At 71.3% G+C, this 19,446-nt stretch carries 17 protein-coding genes; 13 read left to right on the top strand and 4 right to left on the bottom strand.

What is annotated here, in order from left to right; all coding sequences use genetic code 11:
* Positions 1–25 precede the first annotated feature (25 nt).
* The 8 genes from ACFYX3_RS18500 to ACFYX3_RS18465 all read left to right on the top strand — a co-directional run bounded on the left by ACFYX3_RS18500 (position 26) and on the right by ACFYX3_RS18465 (position 10,923).
* Complete coding sequence (locus tag ACFYX3_RS18500) at positions 26–991, top strand: 2-hydroxyacid dehydrogenase (RefSeq protein ID WP_389014312.1); 966 nt, start codon at positions 26–28, stop codon at positions 989–991.
* Between the two features lie 575 nt (positions 992–1,566).
* Entirely contained in the window at positions 1,567–4,437 is a 2,871-nt protein-coding gene (locus tag ACFYX3_RS18495) for a putative bifunctional diguanylate cyclase/phosphodiesterase (RefSeq protein ID WP_389014584.1), read from the top strand.
* A 227-nt stretch (positions 4,438–4,664) separates the two neighbouring features.
* The gene (locus tag ACFYX3_RS18490; protein ID WP_352027657.1) at positions 4,665–6,515 is read left to right on the top strand and encodes an acetolactate synthase large subunit; all 1,851 of its coding nucleotides are present in this window, start codon (positions 4,665–4,667) and stop codon (positions 6,513–6,515) included.
* A 31-nt stretch (positions 6,516–6,546) separates the two neighbouring features.
* Entirely contained in the window at positions 6,547–7,074 is a 528-nt protein-coding gene (ilvN, locus tag ACFYX3_RS18485; RefSeq protein ID WP_046905405.1) for an acetolactate synthase small subunit, read from the top strand.
* A gap of 119 nt (positions 7,075–7,193) precedes the next feature.
* Positions 7,194–8,195 carry a ketol-acid reductoisomerase gene (gene ilvC / locus ACFYX3_RS18480; RefSeq protein ID WP_086830395.1) on the top strand — a complete coding sequence of 334 codons (1,002 nt, stop codon included), beginning with the start codon at positions 7,194–7,196 and terminating at the stop codon, positions 8,193–8,195.
* A gap of 236 nt (positions 8,196–8,431) precedes the next feature.
* The gene (gene serA / locus ACFYX3_RS18475; protein ID WP_389014307.1) at positions 8,432–10,021 is read left to right on the top strand and encodes a phosphoglycerate dehydrogenase; all 1,590 of its coding nucleotides are present in this window, start codon (positions 8,432–8,434) and stop codon (positions 10,019–10,021) included.
* Positions 10,022–10,094: 73 nt separating this feature from the next.
* On the top strand, positions 10,095–10,676 hold the full coding sequence (locus tag ACFYX3_RS18470; protein WP_352027655.1) for a TetR/AcrR family transcriptional regulator: 582 nt from the start codon (positions 10,095–10,097) through the stop codon (positions 10,674–10,676).
* A 94-nt stretch (positions 10,677–10,770) separates the two neighbouring features.
* Positions 10,771–10,923, top strand: coding sequence for a hypothetical protein (locus tag ACFYX3_RS18465; protein WP_389014304.1), 153 nt, complete (start codon positions 10,771–10,773; stop codon positions 10,921–10,923).
* Between the two features lie 9 nt (positions 10,924–10,932).
* Here the strand turns inward: ACFYX3_RS18465 and ACFYX3_RS18460 are convergent, their stop codons facing one another.
* Positions 10,933–12,246: a PucR family transcriptional regulator gene (locus ACFYX3_RS18460; protein ID WP_389014301.1), complete on the bottom strand. Its 1,314-nt coding sequence runs from the start codon at positions 12,244–12,246 to the stop codon at positions 10,933–10,935.
* A 193-nt stretch (positions 12,247–12,439) separates the two neighbouring features.
* Between ACFYX3_RS18460 and ACFYX3_RS18455 the strand changes: the two genes are divergently transcribed.
* On the top strand, positions 12,440–13,366 hold the full coding sequence (locus tag ACFYX3_RS18455; protein WP_376592570.1) for a proline dehydrogenase family protein: 927 nt from the start codon (positions 12,440–12,442) through the stop codon (positions 13,364–13,366).
* A 30-nt stretch (positions 13,367–13,396) separates the two neighbouring features.
* On the top strand, positions 13,397–15,037 hold the full coding sequence (pruA, locus tag ACFYX3_RS18450; RefSeq protein WP_389014296.1) for an L-glutamate gamma-semialdehyde dehydrogenase: 1,641 nt from the start codon (positions 13,397–13,399) through the stop codon (positions 15,035–15,037).
* Between the two features lie 75 nt (positions 15,038–15,112).
* Here the strand turns inward: pruA and ACFYX3_RS18445 are convergent, their stop codons facing one another.
* The gene (locus tag ACFYX3_RS18445) at positions 15,113–15,988 is read right to left on the bottom strand and encodes an alpha/beta fold hydrolase (RefSeq protein WP_389014293.1); all 876 of its coding nucleotides are present in this window, start codon (positions 15,986–15,988) and stop codon (positions 15,113–15,115) included.
* A gap of 109 nt (positions 15,989–16,097) precedes the next feature.
* On the opposite strand from ACFYX3_RS18445, the gene ACFYX3_RS18440 reads away from it, so the two are divergent.
* Positions 16,098–16,634 (top strand): GNAT family N-acetyltransferase, encoded by a 537-nt coding sequence (locus ACFYX3_RS18440; protein WP_389014290.1) that lies wholly within the window; start codon positions 16,098–16,100, stop codon positions 16,632–16,634.
* 7 nt (positions 16,635–16,641) lie between these two features.
* On the opposite strand, the gene ACFYX3_RS18435 is transcribed toward ACFYX3_RS18440, so the two are convergent.
* Both ACFYX3_RS18435 and ACFYX3_RS18430 read right to left on the bottom strand, forming a co-directional pair.
* Complete coding sequence (locus ACFYX3_RS18435; RefSeq protein ID WP_376592564.1) at positions 16,642–17,376, bottom strand: hypothetical protein; 735 nt, start codon at positions 17,374–17,376, stop codon at positions 16,642–16,644.
* The gene (locus tag ACFYX3_RS18430; RefSeq protein WP_382661667.1) at positions 17,373–17,714 is read right to left on the bottom strand and encodes a PadR family transcriptional regulator; all 342 of its coding nucleotides are present in this window, start codon (positions 17,712–17,714) and stop codon (positions 17,373–17,375) included. Before ACFYX3_RS18430 ends, ACFYX3_RS18435 begins: the two co-directional genes overlap by 4 nt.
* A 285-nt stretch (positions 17,715–17,999) precedes the next feature.
* On the opposite strand from ACFYX3_RS18430, the gene ACFYX3_RS18425 reads away from it, so the two are divergent.
* Together ACFYX3_RS18425 and ACFYX3_RS18420 are read left to right on the top strand one after the other, a co-directional pair.
* Complete coding sequence (locus ACFYX3_RS18425) at positions 18,000–18,131, top strand: hypothetical protein (RefSeq protein ID WP_256341282.1); 132 nt, start codon at positions 18,000–18,002, stop codon at positions 18,129–18,131.
* Between the two features lie 90 nt (positions 18,132–18,221).
* Entirely contained in the window at positions 18,222–19,262 is a 1,041-nt protein-coding gene (locus tag ACFYX3_RS18420; RefSeq protein ID WP_116158683.1) for a 3-isopropylmalate dehydrogenase, read from the top strand.
* The last annotated feature ends 184 nt before the right edge of the window (positions 19,263–19,446 follow it).

The raw sequence follows: 19,446 nt of genomic DNA, 5'->3' as shown, positions 1-19,446 counted from the left end.
GGATTCTTCGCATAGCCTCCCGGTCATGAGATTCGAAGACACGACCGCTGACGTGTGGCTTCCCATCCCGGCGGACGAGATCGAGGGGCTTCCGGCGCCGGGCGGGTCGGGCCTGAACTACCGCTTCTGGGACGGCGGTCCCGAGTTCCCCGCCGACCCGGCGCGCTGCGCGTTCTACGTCGTCCCGTACATGAAGGGCTCGGAGATCGCCGTACGGCCGCTGGCCGGGATGACCTCCCTCCGGGTGGTGCAGACCCTGTCCGCCGGCATCGACCACGTCACGCCGGGCATCGGATCGCTGCGGCCGGGGGTCGCCCTCTGCAACGCGAAGGGCGTCCACGAGGCCAGCACCGCCGAGCTGACGCTCGCCCTGATCCTCGCCTCGCTGCGCGGCATCCCGGGATTCGTGCGCGGCCAGGACGCCGAGGAGTGGCGGGCCGGCTTCTACCCGGCCCTCGCCGACAGGTCCGTCCTCATCGTCGGGTACGGATCGATCGGCGCCGCCATCGAGGACCGGCTCGCGCCCTTCGAGTGCGCGCGGGTGGCGCGCGTCGCACGCTCCGCGCGCACCACAGAGCGCGGCCCGGTGCACGCCCTGGCGGACCTTCCGGAGCTGCTCCCGGAGGCGGACGTGGTCGTGCTGTCCACTCCGCTCACGCCCGAGACCACGCATCTCGCCGACGCCGGGTTCCTCGGGCGGATGAAGGACGGGGCGCTCCTCGTGAACGTCGCCCGGGGGCCGGTCGTCGACACGAACGCGCTGCTCAAGGAGGTCGAGGGCGGCAGGATCAGGGCGGCGCTCGATGTCACCGACCCGGAACCGCTGCCGGCCGGCCACCCTTTGTGGCACGCTCCCGGTGTCCTGATCAGTCCCCATGTGGGTGGTTCCACTTCGGCCTTCATGCCGAGGGCGAAGCGGCTGATCGCGGGACAGCTGCGGCGGTTCGCGGCGGGCGAGGAACTGGCCAACGTCCTGCTCACCACCGGCTGACCGGAGGATCGCGTTCGGCCGGGCGGGTGAAGCGCGCCCCCGACACGCGCCGCACACAAGCCCCCTGGTCGTCACGGAGAGTACTGCGACCCTGTCCCTGAGTGACGGTCCTGGTGTATCGTCCCGTGGCGGGGGACTGCGTCGAGTACGGGCTGACGCTGGGGAGCGAAGTGACGGGACATCAGATTCCGAGGGGGGCGACGGGTGGAGCACGGCCGGAGGACCGACGATCCGGCGCGGCGACACCGCCGCCGCGCCTCGCACCCTCGGTGCCGGACCAGGCGGCACCGCACCGGACACCGCGCGCCGCCGCGCATCGGGCCCCGGAGCAGGACGCCGCGACCGGAACCGACGGCGCCGCGCCGACGCACCGCGCCGACGCCTGTGCCGGGCTGCCGGGGCGCGAGGGCTGCGTGGACGGCCGCCCCGTACGGGACCCCGGGCACCCGCTCGACCGCGACGGGCACGACCGCGACGGCTGCGACCGTGACGGGCACGCGCCCGCGGGCGGCGACGAACCGGCGGCGCGGCCGCACGACGCGGTCGGCTGTGGCGGGCCGGTGCCGGAGGGGCCGGTGAGCGCGCCCGGGGCGGTCCTCACGCGCCGCCCCGCCGTCGGCGGCGGCTCCGGCCACCCGGACCCCGGGCGCCCCCGCCTCGGCGGTGCCGCCTCCCAGGTCGCCCTCGGACTCCTCTGCGCGGGCTACACCACCGGAGCATCACTCGGCTGGGGCTCCCCCCGACTGGCGCTCTTCATGGGCGACTTCGGGCTCAGCGCCGCCGCGCTCACCGCCGCCGTCTCCTGCTTCCTCTACGGCCGGGCCCACCGCGACAGCGCCCGCCCGGCCTGGCTGCTCTTCGCCTTCTCCTCCTTCATGGCGGCCGCGGGGAACGCCGTCTGGGGCTGGTACGAGGTCGTGCTCCGCACCGACGTGCCGGACTTCTCCGTCGCCGACCTCTGCTTCCTGCTCTTCGCGCCGCCCGCCATCGTCGGCCTCCTCGTCCTCGCCAAGAAGCCCGTCACCCGGGCCGGCTGGGTGTGCCTGGGGCTCGACGCCTGGCTCATCGGCGGCTCCCTGCTCACGCTCTCCTGGAGCCTCGCCCTCGCCCGCACCGCGCACGTCGAGGGCGAGTCCGTCTCCCAGGCCGCGCTGTCGCTCGCGTACCCACTCCTCGACATCGTGCTCGTCAGCATGGTCCTCGTCCTGCACTTCCGCCGCTCCCAGGCGAACCGCTCGGCGACCAACACCGCGATCGCCGCACTCGCCCTGACCGTGCTGTGCGACGCCCTGTTCACCTCGCCGCTGCTCCGCGAGAGCTACGCCTCGGGACAGCTCCTCGACGCCGGCTGGTTCGCCGGCTCCCTGCTGCTGGCCTACGCGCCCTGGGGCGTGCGCCGCCCGCCGGACGGCGCGGCCGCCGCGCGCGGTCCCCGGCTGCACAGCCGCCCGGTCGCCGGCTCGCTCGCCGCCCTCACCCCGTACCTCGCCGCCGCGGTCTGCACCCTCGGCATCCTGTACAACGTCGTCGAGGGGCGCCGGCCCGACCGCGTCGTCGTCCTCACCGGCTGCACGGTGGTCCTCGCCCTCGTCGTACGGCAGGGCATCATGCTCCTCGACAACATCGCCCTCACCCACGAACTGGCCCAGAAGGAGAACCACTTCAGGTCACTCGTGCAGGGATCCAGCGACGTCATCATGATCGCCGCGCCCACCGGGACGCTCCGCTACGTCAGCCCGGCCGCCTCCGGCGTGTACGGACGGGACGCCGAGGAGCTCATCGGCTCCGAGCTCTCCTCCCTGATCCACCCCGAGGACCTCGGCGCCGTCGTCCACGAGGTGCGGCGCTTCCTCGCCGCCTCGCCCGCCGAGGAGCCCACCACCCGGATCGAGTGCCGCTTCCGCTCGGGTCATGGGGGCACCTCCCGCTCGGGCGAAGCCGAGAACGGGGGAGAGTGGCTCAACGTCGAGTCGACCGTCAACCGGCACCAGGGCGGCCTGATCTTCAACAGCCGCGACGTCACCGAACGCGTCCGTCTCCAGGCCCAGTTGCAGCACAACGCCGAGCACGACCCGCTCACCGACCTGCCCAACCGGGCGCTCTTCACCCGGCGGGTCCAGCAGGCGCTCGGCGGCCGCCGCTCCTCCGACCCCGGCACCGCCGTGCTCTTCATCGACCTCGACGGCTTCAAGGGGGTCAACGACCGCCTCGGCCACCAGGCGGGCGACGACCTCCTCGTCCAGGCCGCCCGCCGCCTCCACGACTCCGTACGGGCCGGGGACACCGCCGCCCGGCTCGGCGGCGACGAGTTCGCCGCGCTCATCCTCGGCGACGGCGGCCGCGACCGGGCGGCCCGCCGCAACCAGGTCCAGGAGATCGCCGACCGGCTCCGGCTCACCCTCTCCCAGCCCTACCGCGTCGACGGGGGCAACGAGGTGCGGGTCGCCGCCTCCATCGGCGTCGCCTTCGCCGAGCCCGGAATCGAGGCCGGCGACCTGCTGCGCAACGCCGACCTGGCCATGTACCGGGCCAAGGCCGCCGGCAAGGACCGCGTCGAGCTCTACGCCCCGCAGATGCAGGCCGAGGTCGTCCGGCGCACCGAGCTGGCCGCCCGGCTGCGCACCGCGCTGCACGACGGCGAGTTCGCCCTGCTCCACCAGCCGGTCGTCGACCTCACCACCGGCCGGATCTCCGCCGTCAGCGCCCAGGCGCGCTGGCGCTCCAGCCAGGGCATCCTCTTCACCCCGGCCGAGTACCTCCGCGTCACCGACGACGGCGAGCGCACCGCCGAGCTCGGCCGCTGGCTCCTGGAGGAGGCCGTGGAGCAGGCCGCCGAGCGGGCGGGAATCGGACACCGCGCACCCGTGTCCATCCGGCTCTCCGCCCGGCGCCTCCTGGACCGCTCGCTGCCGCTCGGCTCGGTCGAGTCGCTCCTCACCCGGCACGGGCTGCCGTCCGGCTCGCTGATCGTCGAACTCGCCGACAGCGACCCCCGGACCTCCCTCGACGAGCTGGAGCAGCGTCTGGTCACGCTGCGCAGGCTCGGGGTGCGGATCGCGCTCGACGGCTTCGGCAGCGGACACATGGCGATCAACGCCCTGCGGAGGCTTCCCGTCGACATACTGAAGCTGGACCGGGGGCTCGTCGAAGGCGTCGTCGAGTCGGCCAGGCTCCGCAAGATCACCCGTGGGGTGCTGCGCATCGCCGGCGAGCTCGGCATGCAGACCGTCGCCGAGGGAGTCGACGTCCCGGAGCAGGTCATCGCCCTGCGCGCGATGGGCTGCACACACGCCCAGGGCATGGCCTTCTCGGGCCCGCTCGACGAGTACCGCCTGCGCAGGGCCCTCGTACGGGACGAATATCCGCTGCCCGGAGCGGTTCCGGTCCGTGTCGGAAACCGTCCCCCGATCGGCTCACATGGTGAGACGCCCGTCCCACCCACTTGACAGTGGTGAGGCCGGAGAGGGAGGGTCAGTGCCATGCGCACCCGAATTCTCGTACTTGGAAAGCGCGTCGGCTGAAGCTGGGCCCCTCAACGCCCCGCAGATACGCACCCGACGCGCTCCCCTCGCTTGCCTCACGGCACGAGGGGTTTTTTGTTGCACCGGCTCACCCCAAAAACGACGCAAACCCCTGCAAAACACCTCGCAAAAACCCTCTGCTTCGAGAAGAGATGCTGATGACCGAGCAGGCCACCGGGCACCATCCGCAGCCGCGGCCCCGTAACGGCGCGCAGCCCGCCACCACCGTCGAGCACGTCACGGGTGCGCAGTCCCTCATCCGTTCTCTCGAGGAAGTGGGCGCCGACACCGTCTTCGGCATTCCCGGCGGCGCGATCCTCCCCGCCTACGACCCGATGATGGACTCGCAGCGGGTGCGTCACATCCTCGTCCGCCACGAGCAGGGGGCTGGCCACGCCGCCACCGGTTACGCCCAGGCCACCGGCAAGGTCGGCGTCTGCATGGCGACCTCCGGCCCCGGCGCGACCAACCTGGTCACCCCGATCGCCGACGCGCACATGGACTCGGTCCCGCTGGTCGCGATCACCGGCCAGGTCGCCTCGAAGGCGATCGGCACGGACGCCTTCCAGGAGGCGGACATCTGCGGCATCACGATGCCGATCACCAAGCACAACTTCCTCGTCACCAAGGCCGAGGACATCCCGCGGACGATCGCCGAGGCCTTCCACATCGCCTCCACCGGCCGCCCCGGCCCGGTCCTGGTCGACATCGCCAAGGACGCCCTCCAGGCGAAGACCACCTTCAGCTGGCCGCCGCAGACCGACCTGCCCGGCTACCGCCCGGTGACCAAGCCGCACGCCAAGCAGATCCGCGAGGCCGCCAAGCTGATCAGCGCCGCCAAGCGGCCCGTGCTCTACGTCGGCGGCGGTGTCATCAAGTCCGGCGCCACCGCCGAGCTGAGGATCCTCGCCGAGCTCACCGGCGCCCCGGTCACCACCACCCTGATGGCGCTCGGCGCGTTCCCCGACAGCCACCCGCTGCACGTCGGCATGCCCGGCATGCACGGCGCGGTCACCGCCGTCACCGCGCTGCAGAAGGCCGACCTGATCGTCGCCCTCGGCGCCCGCTTCGACGACCGCGTCACCGGCAAGCTCGACAGCTTCGCCCCGTACGCCAAGATCGTCCACGCGGACATCGACCCGGCCGAGATCGGCAAGAACCGCGCCGCCGACGTCCCGATCGTCGGTGACGCCCGCGAGGTCATCGCCGACCTGGTCCAGGCCGTCCAGGCCGAGCACAGCGAGGGCAACAAGGGCGACTACACCGCCTGGTGGAGCGACCTGAACCGCTGGCGCGAGACCTACCCGCTCGGCTACGACCTGCCGGAGGACGGCAGCCTCTCGCCGCAGCAGGTCATCCAGCGCATCGGCCAGCTCGCCCCCGAGGGCACGATCTTCGCCGCGGGCGTCGGCCAGCACCAGATGTGGGCCGCCCACTTCATCGACTACGAGCAGCCGGCCACCTGGCTGAACTCCGGCGGCGCCGGGACGATGGGCTACGCGGTCCCCGCCGCGATGGGCGCCAAGGCCGGCATGCCGGACCGCACGGTCTGGGCGGTGGACGGCGACGGCTGCTTCCAGATGACCAACCAGGAGCTCACCACCTGCGCCCTGAACAACATCCCGATCAAGGTCGCCATCATCAACAACGGCGCCCTGGGCATGGTCCGGCAGTGGCAGACGCTCTTCTACAACCAGCGCTACTCCAACACGGTCCTGCACTCCGGACCGGACGACATCCAGGCGAACAAGGGCACCCGCGTCCCCGACTTCGTCAAGCTCTCCGAGGCCATGGGCTGTGTCGCCCTGCGCTGTGAGGACCCGGCCGACCTGGACAAGGTCATCGCCGAGGCCAACGCCATCAACGACCGCCCGGTCGTGATCGACTTCATCGTCCACGAGGACGCCCAGGTCTGGCCGATGGTCGCCGCCGGCACCTCGAACGACGAGGTCATGGCCGCGCGGGGCGTCCGCCCCGACTTCGGCGACGGCGAAGACGACTGAGCGCGCAGAGCGAAAAGGAAGAGACCCAGACATGTCCACCAAGCACACGCTCTCCGTTCTCGTCGAGAACACGCCCGGCATCCTCGCCCGGATCGCCGCCCTGTTCTCCCGCCGCGGCTTCAACATCGACTCGCTCGCCGTGGGCGTCACCGAACACCCCGACATCTCCCGCATCACCATCGTGGTCAATGTCGAGGACCTGCCCCTGGAGCAGGTGACCAAGCAGCTCAACAAGCTGGTCAACGTCCTGAAGATCGTCGAACTCGAGCCCAGCGCTGCGATCCAGCGCGAGCTCGTCCTGGTGAAGGTCCGCGCCGACAACGAGACCCGCTCCCAGATCGTCGAGATCGTGCAGCTGTTCCGCGCCAAGACGGTGGACGTCTCGCCCGAGGCGGTCACCATCGAGGCCACCGGTTCGAGTGACAAGCTCGAAGCGATGCTCAAGATGCTGGAACAGTTCGGCATCAAGGAGCTCGTGCAGTCCGGCACGATCGCCATAGGGCGTGGCGCCCGGTCCATCACGGACCGGTCCCTGCGGGCCCTCGACCGCAGCGCCTGAGAGTCGTCGACGGTCAACCGCCGGTCCGTCCGGCGGTCCGACTGACGAGACCCGAAAACTTTCCTCCCGCACCCCGCCGTACGGTGGGACGCAACACCAGCACCTCAAGGAGAATCCCAGTGGCCGAGCTGTTCTACGACGACGACGCCGACCTGTCCATCATCCAGGGCCGCAAGGTCGCGGTGATCGGCTACGGCAGCCAGGGCCACGCCCACGCGCTGTCGCTCCGTGACTCCGGTGTCGACGTCCGCGTCGGTCTCCAGGAGGGCTCGAAGTCCAAGGCCAAGGCCGAGGAGCAGGGTCTGCGCGTCGTCTCCGTCGCCCAGGCGGCCGAAGAGGCCGACCTCATCATGATCCTGACCCCGGACCCGATCCAGGCCCAGGTCTACGAGGAGTCCATCAAGGACCACCTGAAGGAGGGCGACGCGCTCTTCTTCGGTCACGGCCTGAACGTCCGCTACGGCTTCATCAAGGTGCCCGAGGGCATCGACGTCGCCCTGGTCGCCCCGAAGGGCCCGGGCCACCTGGTCCGCCGTCAGTACGAGGAGGGCCGCGGCGTTCCGTGCATCGCGGCCGTCGAGCAGGACGCCACGGGCAAGGCCTTCGACCTGGCGCTCTCGTACGCCAAGGGCATCGGCGGCACCCGCGCCGGCGTCATCAAGACCACCTTCAAGGAGGAGACGGAGACCGACCTGTTCGGTGAGCAGGCCGTCCTCTGCGGTGGCACCGCGGCTCTGGTCAAGGCGGGCTTCGAGACCCTGACCGAGGCCGGCTACCAGCCGGAGATCGCCTACTTCGAGTGCCTGCACGAGCTGAAGCTCATCGTCGACCTCATGTACGAGGGCGGCCTGGAGAAGATGCGCTGGTCGGTCTCCGAGACCGCCGAGTGGGGCGACTACGTCACGGGCCCGCGGATCATCACCGACGCCACCAAGGCCGAGATGAAGAAGGTCCTCGCGGAGATCCAGGACGGCACCTTCGCCAAGGAGTGGATGGCCGAGTACCACGGCGGTCTGAAGAAGTACAACGAGTACAAGACCCAGGACGCCAACCACCTCCTGGAGACCACCGGCAAGGAGCTGCGCAAGCTCATGAGCTGGGTGAACGACGAGGAGGCGTAAGCCTTCGGGCCGGGGGCCGGACACCGTGTCCGGCCCCCGGCCGCATCGTTGGACACCCCGTCCAACCACGGACGGGTGATCCTTCCAACGAGGCGCATGAACAGCGCCGATGCACCACTACACTGCTCAACAACATCGCGTCTGGCCCACAGCGTCGTGCGCTTTCACGCGGCAAGCCCCCTCCACCGCCTGCGGCCGTCGGGACGGCCGTCCGCACTGCCTCTGTGAGGACTCACGTGAGCTCGAAACCTGTCGTACTCATCGCTGAAGAGCTGTCGCCCGCCACTGTCGACGCCCTGGGACCGGACTTCGAGATCCGGCACTGCAACGGCGCCGACCGGGCCGAGCTGATCCCCGCCATCGCCGATGTGGACGCGATCCTGGTCCGCTCCGCGACCAAGGTCGACGCCGAGGCCATCGCCGCCGCGAACAAGCTCCGGGTCGTGGCCCGCGCCGGTGTCGGTCTGGACAACGTCGACGTCTCCGCCGCCACCAAGGCCGGCGTGATGGTCGTGAACGCCCCGACGTCCAACATCGTGACCGCGGCCGAGCTCGCCTGCGGCCTGCTCGTCGCCACCGCGCGCAACATCCCGCAGGCCAACACCGCGCTGAAGAACGGCGAGTGGAAGCGCTCGAAGTACACGGGCGTCGAGCTCAGCGAGAAGACCCTCGGCGTCGTCGGCCTCGGCCGCATCGGCGTCCTGGTCGCCCAGCGCATGTCCGCCTTCGGCATGAAGATCGTCGCGTACGACCCCTACGTGCAGCCGGCCCGCGCCGCCCAGATGGGGGTGAAGCTGCTGGCCCTGGACGAGCTCCTGGAGGTCGCCGACTTCATCACCGTCCACCTGCCCAAGACCCCGGAGACCATCGGTCTCATCGGCGACGAGGCGCTGCACAAGGTCAAGCCGTCGGTCCGCATCGTCAACGCCGCGCGCGGCGGGATCGTGGACGAGGCCGCGCTGTACTCGGCCCTCAAGGAGGGCCGGGTCGCCGGCGCCGGCCTCGACGTGTACGCGAAGGAGCCCTGCACGGACTCCCCGCTCTTCGAGCTCGACCAGGTCGTCTGCACCCCGCACCTCGGCGCCTCCACGGACGAGGCCCAGGAGAAGGCCGGCATCGCCGTCGCCAGGTCGGTGCGCCTGGCGCTCGCGGGCGAGCTGGTCCCGGACGCGGTCAACGTCCAGGGCGGTGTCATCGCGGAGGACGTGAAGCCGGGCCTGCCGCTCGCCGAGAAGCTCGGCCGGATCTTCACCGCCCTCGCGGGCGAGGTCGCGGCCCGGCTCGACGTCGAGGTGTACGGCGAGATCACCCAGCACGACGTGAAGGTGCTCGAACTCTCCGCGCTCAAGGGCGTGTTCGAGGACGTGGTCGACGAGACCGTGTCGTACGTCAACGCCCCGCTGTTCGCGCAGGAGCGCGGTGTCGAGGTGCGCCTGACGACGAGCTCCGAGTCGCCCGACCACCGCAACATGGTCACCGTGCGCGGCACCCTGTCGGACGGCCAGGAGGTCTCGGTCTCCGGCACGCTGGCCGGCCCCAAGCACCTGCAGAAGATCGTCGCGGTCGGCGACTACGACGTGGACCTGGCGCTCGCCGACCACATGGTCGTGCTGCGCTACGAGGACCGCCCGGGCATCGTCGGCACCGTCGGCCGGATCCTCGGCGAGGCCGGTCTGAACATCGCCGGCATGCAGGTCTCCCGCGCGGAGGAGGGCGGCGAGGCGCTCGTCGTGCTCACCGTGGACGACACCGTCCCGGCCTCCGTGATCGCGGAGATCGCGGAGGAGATCGGCGCGGCCTCGGCCCGCTCGGTCAACCTGATCTGACGCACGCCACCTCGTACCCGGTCTCTAGACGCTCGTCTTACACAAGTGTCTAGAGACCGGGTACAGTGCTGTCATGGGACACAAGGAAGACCTCCTCGAAGGCGCCAAGCGCTGCCTCCTGGAGAAGGGGTACGGGCGCACCACTGCACGCGACATCGTCGCCGCCTCGGGCACCAACCTCGCCTCCATCGGCTACCACTACGGCTCCAAGGACGCCCTGCTCCAGCAGGCCTTCCTCGCCGTCACCGAGGAGTGGGGGGAGCGGGTCAGCCTCCCGGACGGGGAGGAGGAGGGCGCCGTCACCCTCCCGGCCGATCCGTACGAGCGCTTCCGCGCGACCTGGGCGCAGCTCATCGGCGCCGCCGAGGCCAGCCGCCCCGTCTGGAAGCTCCAGACCGAGGTCGTCACCCGGCTCGACGACGACGAGAAGCTCCGCGAGGCGATCAAGGAGCCGCAGCGGGAGGGCCGGCTCGGCATCGCCGAGGGCATGCTCGGCATCGACCCGGAGGCGGAGCCGGAGAAGGCCCGGGTGGCCGGACTGCTGCTCCAGGCCCTGGCGACCGGCGTCATGATCCAGTGGATGGTCGACCCGGAGACGGCGCCGAGCGCGGACGACCTCACCGAAGGGCTCAAGGTCCTGATGGAGGGTCAGTAGGGGCGGATCCGGTCGGAGTCGTCGCCTCCGTCGACGCCGGGCTGCTGTGATGGCCGGGACCACGGGAGTCCGGAGTCCACGCCGGGAGGCATCCATGCGCACGCGCCGCCGCACCACCGCGATCCTCGCCGGCTTCTTCGCCGCGGGCCTGCTGATCGGGGCCGCCGCCCAGCTGGCGAAGATCTCCGCGGACGCGTCGGCGACGCGGACGGTCGCCGTGGACGGGGCGGAACCCGTCGGCGCCTGACGCGGACCGCTACAGCCGGGTCGCCTTGAGCGCCATGTGCAGCAGCAGGCGGTCCTCGCCGGCGTCCAGGTCGAGGCCGGTGAGCTGTTCGACCCGGGAGAGGCGGTAGTAGAGCGTCTGCCGGTGGATGCCCAGGGCCGCCGCCGTGCGGCCCGCCTGGCCCGCGTGGTCGAGGAACGCCTCGGCCGTGCGGGCCAGTTCCGTGTGCGCCGGGGTGAGCAGCGCGCGGACCGCCGGGTCCGGCTCGGCCGGGGGCAGCGCGGTGAGCAGCCGGTACGGGCCGATGGCCGCCCACTCGGCGACCGGCCCGAGCGCCGGCTGCACGAGCGCGGCCCGCGCCCCGGAGCAGGCCTCCCGCCAGGCGGTGTCGAGCTCCGCGAGCCCCCGCCGGGGTGTGGCCACCCCCGCGACGGCGGCCCCCCGCAGCCGGTTCGCCGCGCCGGTGGCGGGGGAGAGGTTGTCGGCCGACCGCAGCCGCACGAGCACGGCGAGCGCGCGGGCGGCGGCGCCGTCGGCGGGGGTGGTGCCCGGGACGTAGGGGCTGGGGGCGACGTCGACGCCCGGGCGCCCTGAGGCGGAGGCGGCGGCCGGACCCGGGCCGGTTCGGGACGCGGGGCCCGGGGCCTGCCGGCCCGGGGCGGAGGCGGCGCCGGAGGCCGCACCCGCGCCGGCGCCGGACGCCGGGCCCGCCGCCGGGCGCCACGGCAGTGTGCACAGGGCCGCCGCCCCTGGGATCGTGCGGGGGGACGGGGTGTCCTCCGCCGGCCAGGGGGCCAGGCAGACCAGCGCGTGGAGGCCCTCCGCGTCCGGGCCGAGGGCGGTTCGCAGGGCGGTGAGGGCCATGTCGTACTGCCAGCCGCGCTCCGCCGTCAGGGCGGCCCGGAGTTCCCGGGAGAGGTCCGCGCCCGCCCGTTCCTCGTCGGCGAGCAGCTCGCCGATGCGGGCGGCGACCTCCATCGCGGCGGTGAGCTGCGCGTGCGAGGGGCCCGGCTCGGCGTCGAGCAGCCATACGTATCCGAGGACGACACCCCGATGGCGTACGGGAAGGCAGATGCGGTCCCGGAAGACGCCCGCGTCGGGGGCGGCCGGGATGCGGACCGGGCCGGTCGCCCGGGTGATGCCGAAGCCCTCGAACCAGGCGCGGACCGCGGGGGAGGACTTCCGGGTCAGGATCGAGCGGGTCCTGACCGGGTCCATCGCGCTGTCGTCGTCGCTGTCGTGGGCCCCGAAGGCGATCAGTCCGAAGTCGCGGTTCTCCAGCGTCGCCGGCTCGCCGAGCAGCGCCGAGATCTCGTCCACCAGCTCCTGGTAATCGCCCTTCACGGCCACATTCTCGCACTCGGCGCCGCGCCCGTCAGACAGATGTATGAGGCGCGGGCCACGGATGCGTGACAGCTGTAGATGGCGGACGATCGGAGCGATCCATAGGTTTCACGGTGGTTCTCCGTGCTGTTCCCGGTTCGTTCCTTTCATCCGGTTACGGCCCCGTCCTACCTTTGCCCTCTGGAGGTGCCCCGTGCTGGGTCCCGTGATCCTCGCCGCGTCGCGCAGCGACAAGATGCGCCGTATCGTTTCGGCCGCCCCCGGGACCAAGCAGGTCGTCGCCCGCTTCATCGCCGGCGAGACGGTCGACGACGTCGTCCCGATCGTCTCCGAGCTGAGCGACCGCGGCCTGGAGGTCACCCTCGACGTCGTCGGTGAGGACATCACCACCGTCGAGCAGTCGTACGCCGCCCGGGACGCCTACCTGGAGCTCATCGGCCGCCTCAAGGAGCTGGGCCTCGGCGCCCGCGCCGAGATGTCCGTGAAGCTGTCGATGTTCGGTCAGTCGCTCGAGAACGGCCACGAGCTGGCCCTCGCGAACGTCCGCCCGGTCGTCGCGGCCGCCGCCGAGATCGGCACCACCGTCACCCTGGACGCCGAGGACCACACCACCCTCGACTCGATGTTCGCCATCCACGAGGAGCTGCGGAAGGACTTCCCGCAGACCGGCTGCGTCATCCAGGCCTACCTCTTCCGCACCGAGGACGACGCCCGCCGCCTCGCCGCGAACGGCTCCCGCGTCCGGATCGTGAAGGGCGCCTACAAGGAGCCCGAGTCCGTCGCCATCCAGGACAAGCCCGAGATCGACAAGGCGTACGTCCGGATCATGAAGATCCTGATGGACGGCGAGGGCTACCCGATGATCGGCTCGCACGACCCGCGCCTGATCTCCATCGCCCAGGAGCTGGCCCGGCGTGCCGGACGCAAGCTGGACGAGTACGAGTTCCAGATGCTGTACGGCATCCGCAGCGAGGAGCAGAACCGTCTCGCCGCCGAGGGCCACCGCATGCGCGTCTACACCGCGTACGGCACCGACTGGTACGGCTACTTCATGCGCCGCCTCGCGGAGAAGCCGGCCAACCTCCTCTTCTTCGTCCGCTCCATCCTCACCAAGGGCTGAGCCCACCTCTCACAAGGAGTTACGAGACTCATGGACGCTGTCACCCAGGTCCCCGCTCCGGTCAACGAGCCGGTGCACAGCTACGCCCCCGGTTCCCCCGAGCGTGCCCGTCTGGAGACCAAGCTCAAGGAGCTGGCCGAGAACCCGCGCGAGCTGCCGATGACCATCGGCGGCGTGAAGCGCCTCGGCGGCGGCGAGGAGTTCAAGGTCGTCCAGCCGCACAACCACAAGGCCGTCATCGGCACCTTCCGCGGTGCCACCCAGCAGGACGCCCAGGACGCCATCGACGCCGCCCTGGCCGCCGCCCCGGCCTGGCGCGCGATGTCCTTCGACGACCGCGCCGCGATCATCCTGCGCGCCGCCGAGCTGCTCGCCGGCCCGTGGCGCGAGACGCTGGCCGCGTCCACGATGCTCGGCCAGTCGAAGACCGCGCAGCAGGCCGAGATCGACACCCCGTGCGAGCTCGTCGACTTCTGGCGCTTCAACGTGGCGTACGCCCGCCAGATCCTCGCCGAGCAGCCGCCGGCGAACTCCCCGGGCGTGTGGAACCGCCTGGACCACCGTCCGCTCGAGGGCTTCGTCTACGCGATCACGCCGTTCAACTTCACGGCCATCGCGGGCAACCTGCCCACCGCCCCCGCCCTCATGGGCAACGTGGTGGTCTGGAAGCCGTCCCCGACGCAGACCCACTCCGCCGTGCTCCTCATGGAGCTCCTGGAGGAGGCCGGCCTGCCGAAGGGCGTCATCAACCTGGTGACCGGCGACGGCATCGCCGTCTCCGAGGTGGCCCTGAACCACCGCGACCTGGCCGGCATCCACTTCACCGGCTCGACCAAGACCTTCCAGCACCTGTGGAAGACGGTCGGCAACAACATCGAGAAGTACCGCTCGTACCCGCGGATCGTCGGCGAGACCGGCGGCAAGGACTTCGTCGTCGCCCACCCCAGCGCCGACCGCGCCGTCCTGAAGACCGCGCTGAACCGCGGCTCCTTCGAGTTCCAGGGCCAGAAGTGCTCCGCGTCCTCCCGCGCGTACATCCCGGCGTCCATCTGGAACGACGGCTTCAAGGAGGAGTTCGCGGCCGAGATCGACGGCATCCAGATGGGTGACGTCACCGACCTGTCGAACTACATCGGCGCCGTCATCGACGAGCGTTCGTTCGCCAAGAACAAGGCGGCGATCGACCGTGCCGCGGCCGACCCGAGCTGCACGATCATCGCCGGCGGCACCTACGACGACTCGGTGGGCTACTTCGTCCGCCCGACCGTCATCGTCTGCGACGACCCGGAGAACGAGGTCTTCAAGGCCGAGTACTTCGGCCCGATCCTCGCGATCCACGTGTACGACGACAGCTCTGCCGAAAAGTACGACGAGATGCTGACCCAGATGGAGTCGGTCTCGGACTACGCCCTCACCGGCTCGGTCATCTCCGGCGACCGCGCGGCCGCCGCGTACACGATGGAGAAGCTCCGCTTCGCCGCGGGCAACTTCTACATCAACGACAAGTCGACCGGCGCCGTCGTCGGCCAGCAGCCCTTCGGCGGCGGCCGCGCCTCCGGCACCAACGACAAGGCCGGTGCCCCGCAGAACCTGATGCGCTGGACGCTGACCCGCGCCATCAAGGAGACGCTGGTCCCGCCGACCGAGTACGGCTACCCGCACATGGGCTGATGCCCACCCGCCGCGCGAGCGGTCCCTGATCACCGCCCCCCTCCCCGGTCCCCCAACCGAGGACGGGGGCGGTTCTCATTCCCCCGCGTGCCGCTTCAGGAAGTCGCCGATCAGCTCCGCGATCGCCGGCGCGTGGGTCTCCAGGGCGAAGTGGCCCGTGGGAAGGAGGTGGATCTCGGCGTCCGGGAGGTCGCGGCGGAAGGCCTCGGCGCCGGCGGGGACGAAGACCTGGTCGCCCTCGCCCCAGACGGCGAGGAGGGGGACCCGCGAGGTGCGGAAGTACTCCTGGAAGGCCGGGTAGAGGGCGAAGTTGGAGCCGTAGTCGGCGATCAGGCCCAGCTGGATGGCGTCCTGGCCCTCGCGGGCCATCAGGATGGCGTCGTGGTGCCAGGCGTCGGGGCTGAGCAGGTCCCGGTACTCGGCGGGGACGCCCGTCTCGTACTGCCACCTGATGCCGTCCAGGGAGCGGATGGCGCGGACCGGCCCCTCGGTCTCGGGCGTGCGCTTCTCGATCAGGGCGAGGACGGGCGCCCAGGCCTCGGCGCCGAGGCCCTCCTCGTAGGCGTTGCCGTTCTGGGTGACGATCGCGGTGATCCGCTCGGGGTGGGCGAGCGCGAGGCGCAGGCCGATGGGGGAGCCGTAGTCCTGGATGTAGAGCGCGAACCGGTCCAGGCCGAGGGCCTCGGTGAACTCGGAGGTGAGCTCGGCGAGCGCGGCGAAGGTGTAGTCGAAGTCCTGCGGCGCCGCGCTGCGGCCGAAGCCCAGGTGGTCGGGGGCGATGAGCCGGTAGTCGTCGGCGAGCAGGGGGATCAGGTCGCGGAACATGTGCGAGCTGGTGGGGAAGCCGTGCAGCAGGAGCAGGACGGGGGCGTCGGCCGGGCCGGCCTCGCGGTAGGCGATCTCATGGCCCCGGACGGTGACGGTGCGGTGGTGGGTCGGCAGCACGGACATCGTTCTAACCCCTTACTCGTTATTCACTGGTTACGGGACGACTCAAGCAGGGATCGGGCTAACCTGTCAATAACTTTTTAAGGGTTAGGCGAATGTGGGAGGGTGAGGCATGACCGTGAGGATCGCGCCCACCCATGAACTCGGAGCCGCCCGGCTCCGCTCCGTACGCGAGATGCTCGACGCCGCCTTCGAGGGCGACTTCTCCGACGACGACTGGGACCACACCCTCGGCGGCCTCCACGCCTGGATCGAGGACGAGCGGGGCATCGCCGCCCACGGCGCCGTCGTGCAGCGCCGGGCGCTCCACCGGGGCCGCTCGCACCGCGTCGGATACGTCGAAGGGGTCGCCGTCCGGGACGGCCTCAGGCGGCGGGGGCTCGGCGGGGCCGTGATGGCAGAGCTGGAGCGGGCGATCGACGGCGCGTACGCCTTCGGGGCGCTCGGCGCCTCCGACGAGGGGGCCGCGCTCTACCGGGCGCGCGGCTGGCAGGTCTGGGCGGGGCGCCTCGAAGCGCTCGGGCCCGGGGGGATCGTCCACCTCGCCGAGGAGGAGGGCTTCGTCTTCCTGCGTCCCGCCGGCGGCCGGGCCCTGCCGGACCCCGCCGCCCCGCTGGTCTTCGACTGGCGGGACGGCGACGTGATGTGAGGGTGGGTCAGACCCGGTTGCGGGCGCGGCCCGCGGCCGTCTCCAGGTGCGAGGTGTACGCGGCGGAGAGCGCCGACGTGAGGGCGATCGCGATCGCGAGCCCGGCCGAACCGAGCGCCCCGACGAAGAACGCCGTCAGCGCGCCGCCGACCAGGAGGCACCAGACCGCGAGCACCGCCTTGCCCCGGCGGCTCAGGAACAGCCACCGGTGCGGGGCGGCCGGAGGCCTGTCGACGGCGCCCTCCGGTCCCGCCGTCGCCGCGCGCGGCCGCTTGAAGTAGCCGTACACCAGCCACTCGCCGCACAGCTCCCAGCCCTCCGGCGTGAGCTCGTCGAGGACGCGGGTCCGCCTGCGTCCCGCGGTCACCTCGCGGCGGTACTCCCAGGTGAGCGCGACCCCGGGTGCCCGGCGGCAGACGAAGCGGCCGAGGCCGTCCAGGCCCTCCACCTCCCAGCCCTGCGCGCCGTGGACGGCCAGCATCCGGCGGTCGTTGAAGAGGTCGGCGGTCCACGTCCAGTGCTCCGCCGCCTCGTCCGGCTCCCCGGGGGCCGGGGCGAGACCGCCGAGGCTCGCCGCGAAGGCCTCGGCCGGCCCGAACTCCTCCTCCGGGGCGCTCCCCGTCTCCGCGAGATGGCCGCGCAGTTCCTCGGCCGTCCGCGCGGCCTGCTCCTCGGGCACGCCCGCGGCGCGCAGCGCGTCGGCGAGTTCGGCGAAGTAGGCGACATGGGCGTCGGTGGTCATGGTGCGGTTCCCCCTGTGTGCAGTTGCGTCCGTACGGCCCGGTGGAACTCCGACCAGGCCTCGCTCTCGGCCGCGAGATACGTCCGGCCCTCGCCGGTGAGCCGGTAGTAGCGGCGCCCGGGCCCGCGCTCGGCGGCGCGGAACTCGGCCTCCACCAGACCGGCCTGCTCCAGGCGGTTCAGTACGGGATAGAGCGTCCCGCCCTTGATCTCGCCCAGGCCGGCTCCGTCGAGCGCCTTGGCGATCTCGTACCCGTAACTCTCGCCGTCGGTCAGGCAGGAGAGGACGAGCAGGTCGAGGACTCCCTTGAGCCAGCTGGGTCTGCGGTCTGCGGCCATGGGCACATCTGATCACTACCTAGGTAGGAATGCAATCTAGATGCCGTGGCTGAGTGTGCCGTCTCAGATAGTAGGAAGTCCGAGTAATTGTGGAGACAGATGCGGAGCACTGCCCTAGCTTTGTAGGAGCCGAACGTCTCGCTTCATCAAGCGAAGGGCGGTCGAGAGCGCGATGCCCTGTGCAGGCAACCCCTGCGGCGGCGCTCCCCGCCCCTTCCGGCGCCTTCGATCACCACTGATCTCCGCACATCCGGATCACCACTGATCTCAAGGAGTCGATCCCTCATGGCCGCTCAGACCGCCCGCCGCGTCCGCCACTCCGCCAACCGTCCCAGCGACGAGGCCCGCCAGAACGCCGCCGCCGCCCTCCAGCGCGCGCTCGACCGCCGTGACAACGGCGGCTCCACCGGCCACTGATCCTGTTCCGCATCCGTTCCGCGACATGGCGCTTCGTCCACATGGTGGACGTCACGTGTCAGACGATGGGACGAAGAGTAGGGTGCCGACATGTCTCACAGCATCAATCTCGCAGTCATTCCCGGCGACGGCATCGGCCAGGAGGTCGTGGCCCAGGGCCTCAAGATCCTCGCGGCCGTCCTTCCCCAGGACGTGAAGCTGGAGACCGAGGAGTACGACTTCGGCGCCAAGCGCTACCACGCCACCGGTGAGACCCTCACCGACGCCGACCTCGACTCCCTCAAGAAGCACGACGCCATCCTGCTCGGCGCCATCGGCGACCCGTCGGTGCCGTCCGGCGTCCTGGAGCGCGGCTTCCTGCTGAAGCTCCGCTTCGCCTTCGACCACCACGTGAACCTGCGTCCCTCGAAGCTGCTCCCCGGCGTCGCGACCCCGCTCGCCGGCCAGCCCGAGATCGACTTCGTCGTGGTCCGCGAGGGCACCGAGGGTCCGTACACGGGCAACGGCGGCACCATCCGCAAGGGCACCGAGCACGAGGTCGCCACCGAGGTCTCGGTCAACACCGCCTTCGGTGTCGAGCGCGTGGTCCGCGACGCCTTCGCCCGCGCCCAGGCCCGTCCGCGCAAGAAGCTGACGCTGGTCCACAAGAACAACGTGCTGACCTTCGCCGGCCACCTCTGGACGAACATCTTCACCAAGGTGGCGGCGGAGTTCCCCGAGGTCACCACCGACTACCTGCACGTCGACGCCGCGACGATCTTCCTCGTCACCGACCCGGCCCGCTTCGACGTCATCGTCACCGACAACCTCTTCGGCGACATCATCACCGACCTCGCCGCGGCCGTCTCCGGCGGCATCGGCGTCGCCGCCTCGGGCAACATCAACCCGAGCGGCGAGTTCCCGTCCATGTTCGAGCCGGTCCACGGCTCCGCGCCGGACATCGCGGGCCAGGGCAAGGCCGACCCCACGGCCACCGTCCTCTCCGTCGCCCTCCTGCTCCGCCACCTCGGCTACGAGGCCGAGGCCGCCCGGGTCGAGGAGGCCGTCGCGGCCGACCTCACCGAGCGCGGTGACAGCGTCCGCACGACGGACGAGATCGGCGACGCGCTCGCCGCGCGAGTAGCGAGCTGACCCGCGCCGACTGACAGCAGACAGCAGCCGCCGGGTCGCACCAGCGCCCGGCGGCTGTCCCATGCGCGGCCGCGGGGCGCCCCCCCCGAACGCCGGACCGCGCCACCCGTTTTCCGCACAGGTCCCCACGGGCGATAATCGAACGTGGGGCCGCGGCATACGGGCACGCCCGTACGCCTGGCTC

The sequence above is a fragment of the Streptomyces sp. NPDC002463 genome, from assembly GCF_042889835.1.
Classification (GTDB): Bacteria; Actinomycetota; Actinomycetes; order Streptomycetales; family Streptomycetaceae; genus Streptomyces; species Streptomyces nymphaeiformis.
The sequence above is the reverse complement of the archived record's forward strand: the minus strand, read 5'-3'. Positions and strand labels throughout refer to the sequence as shown.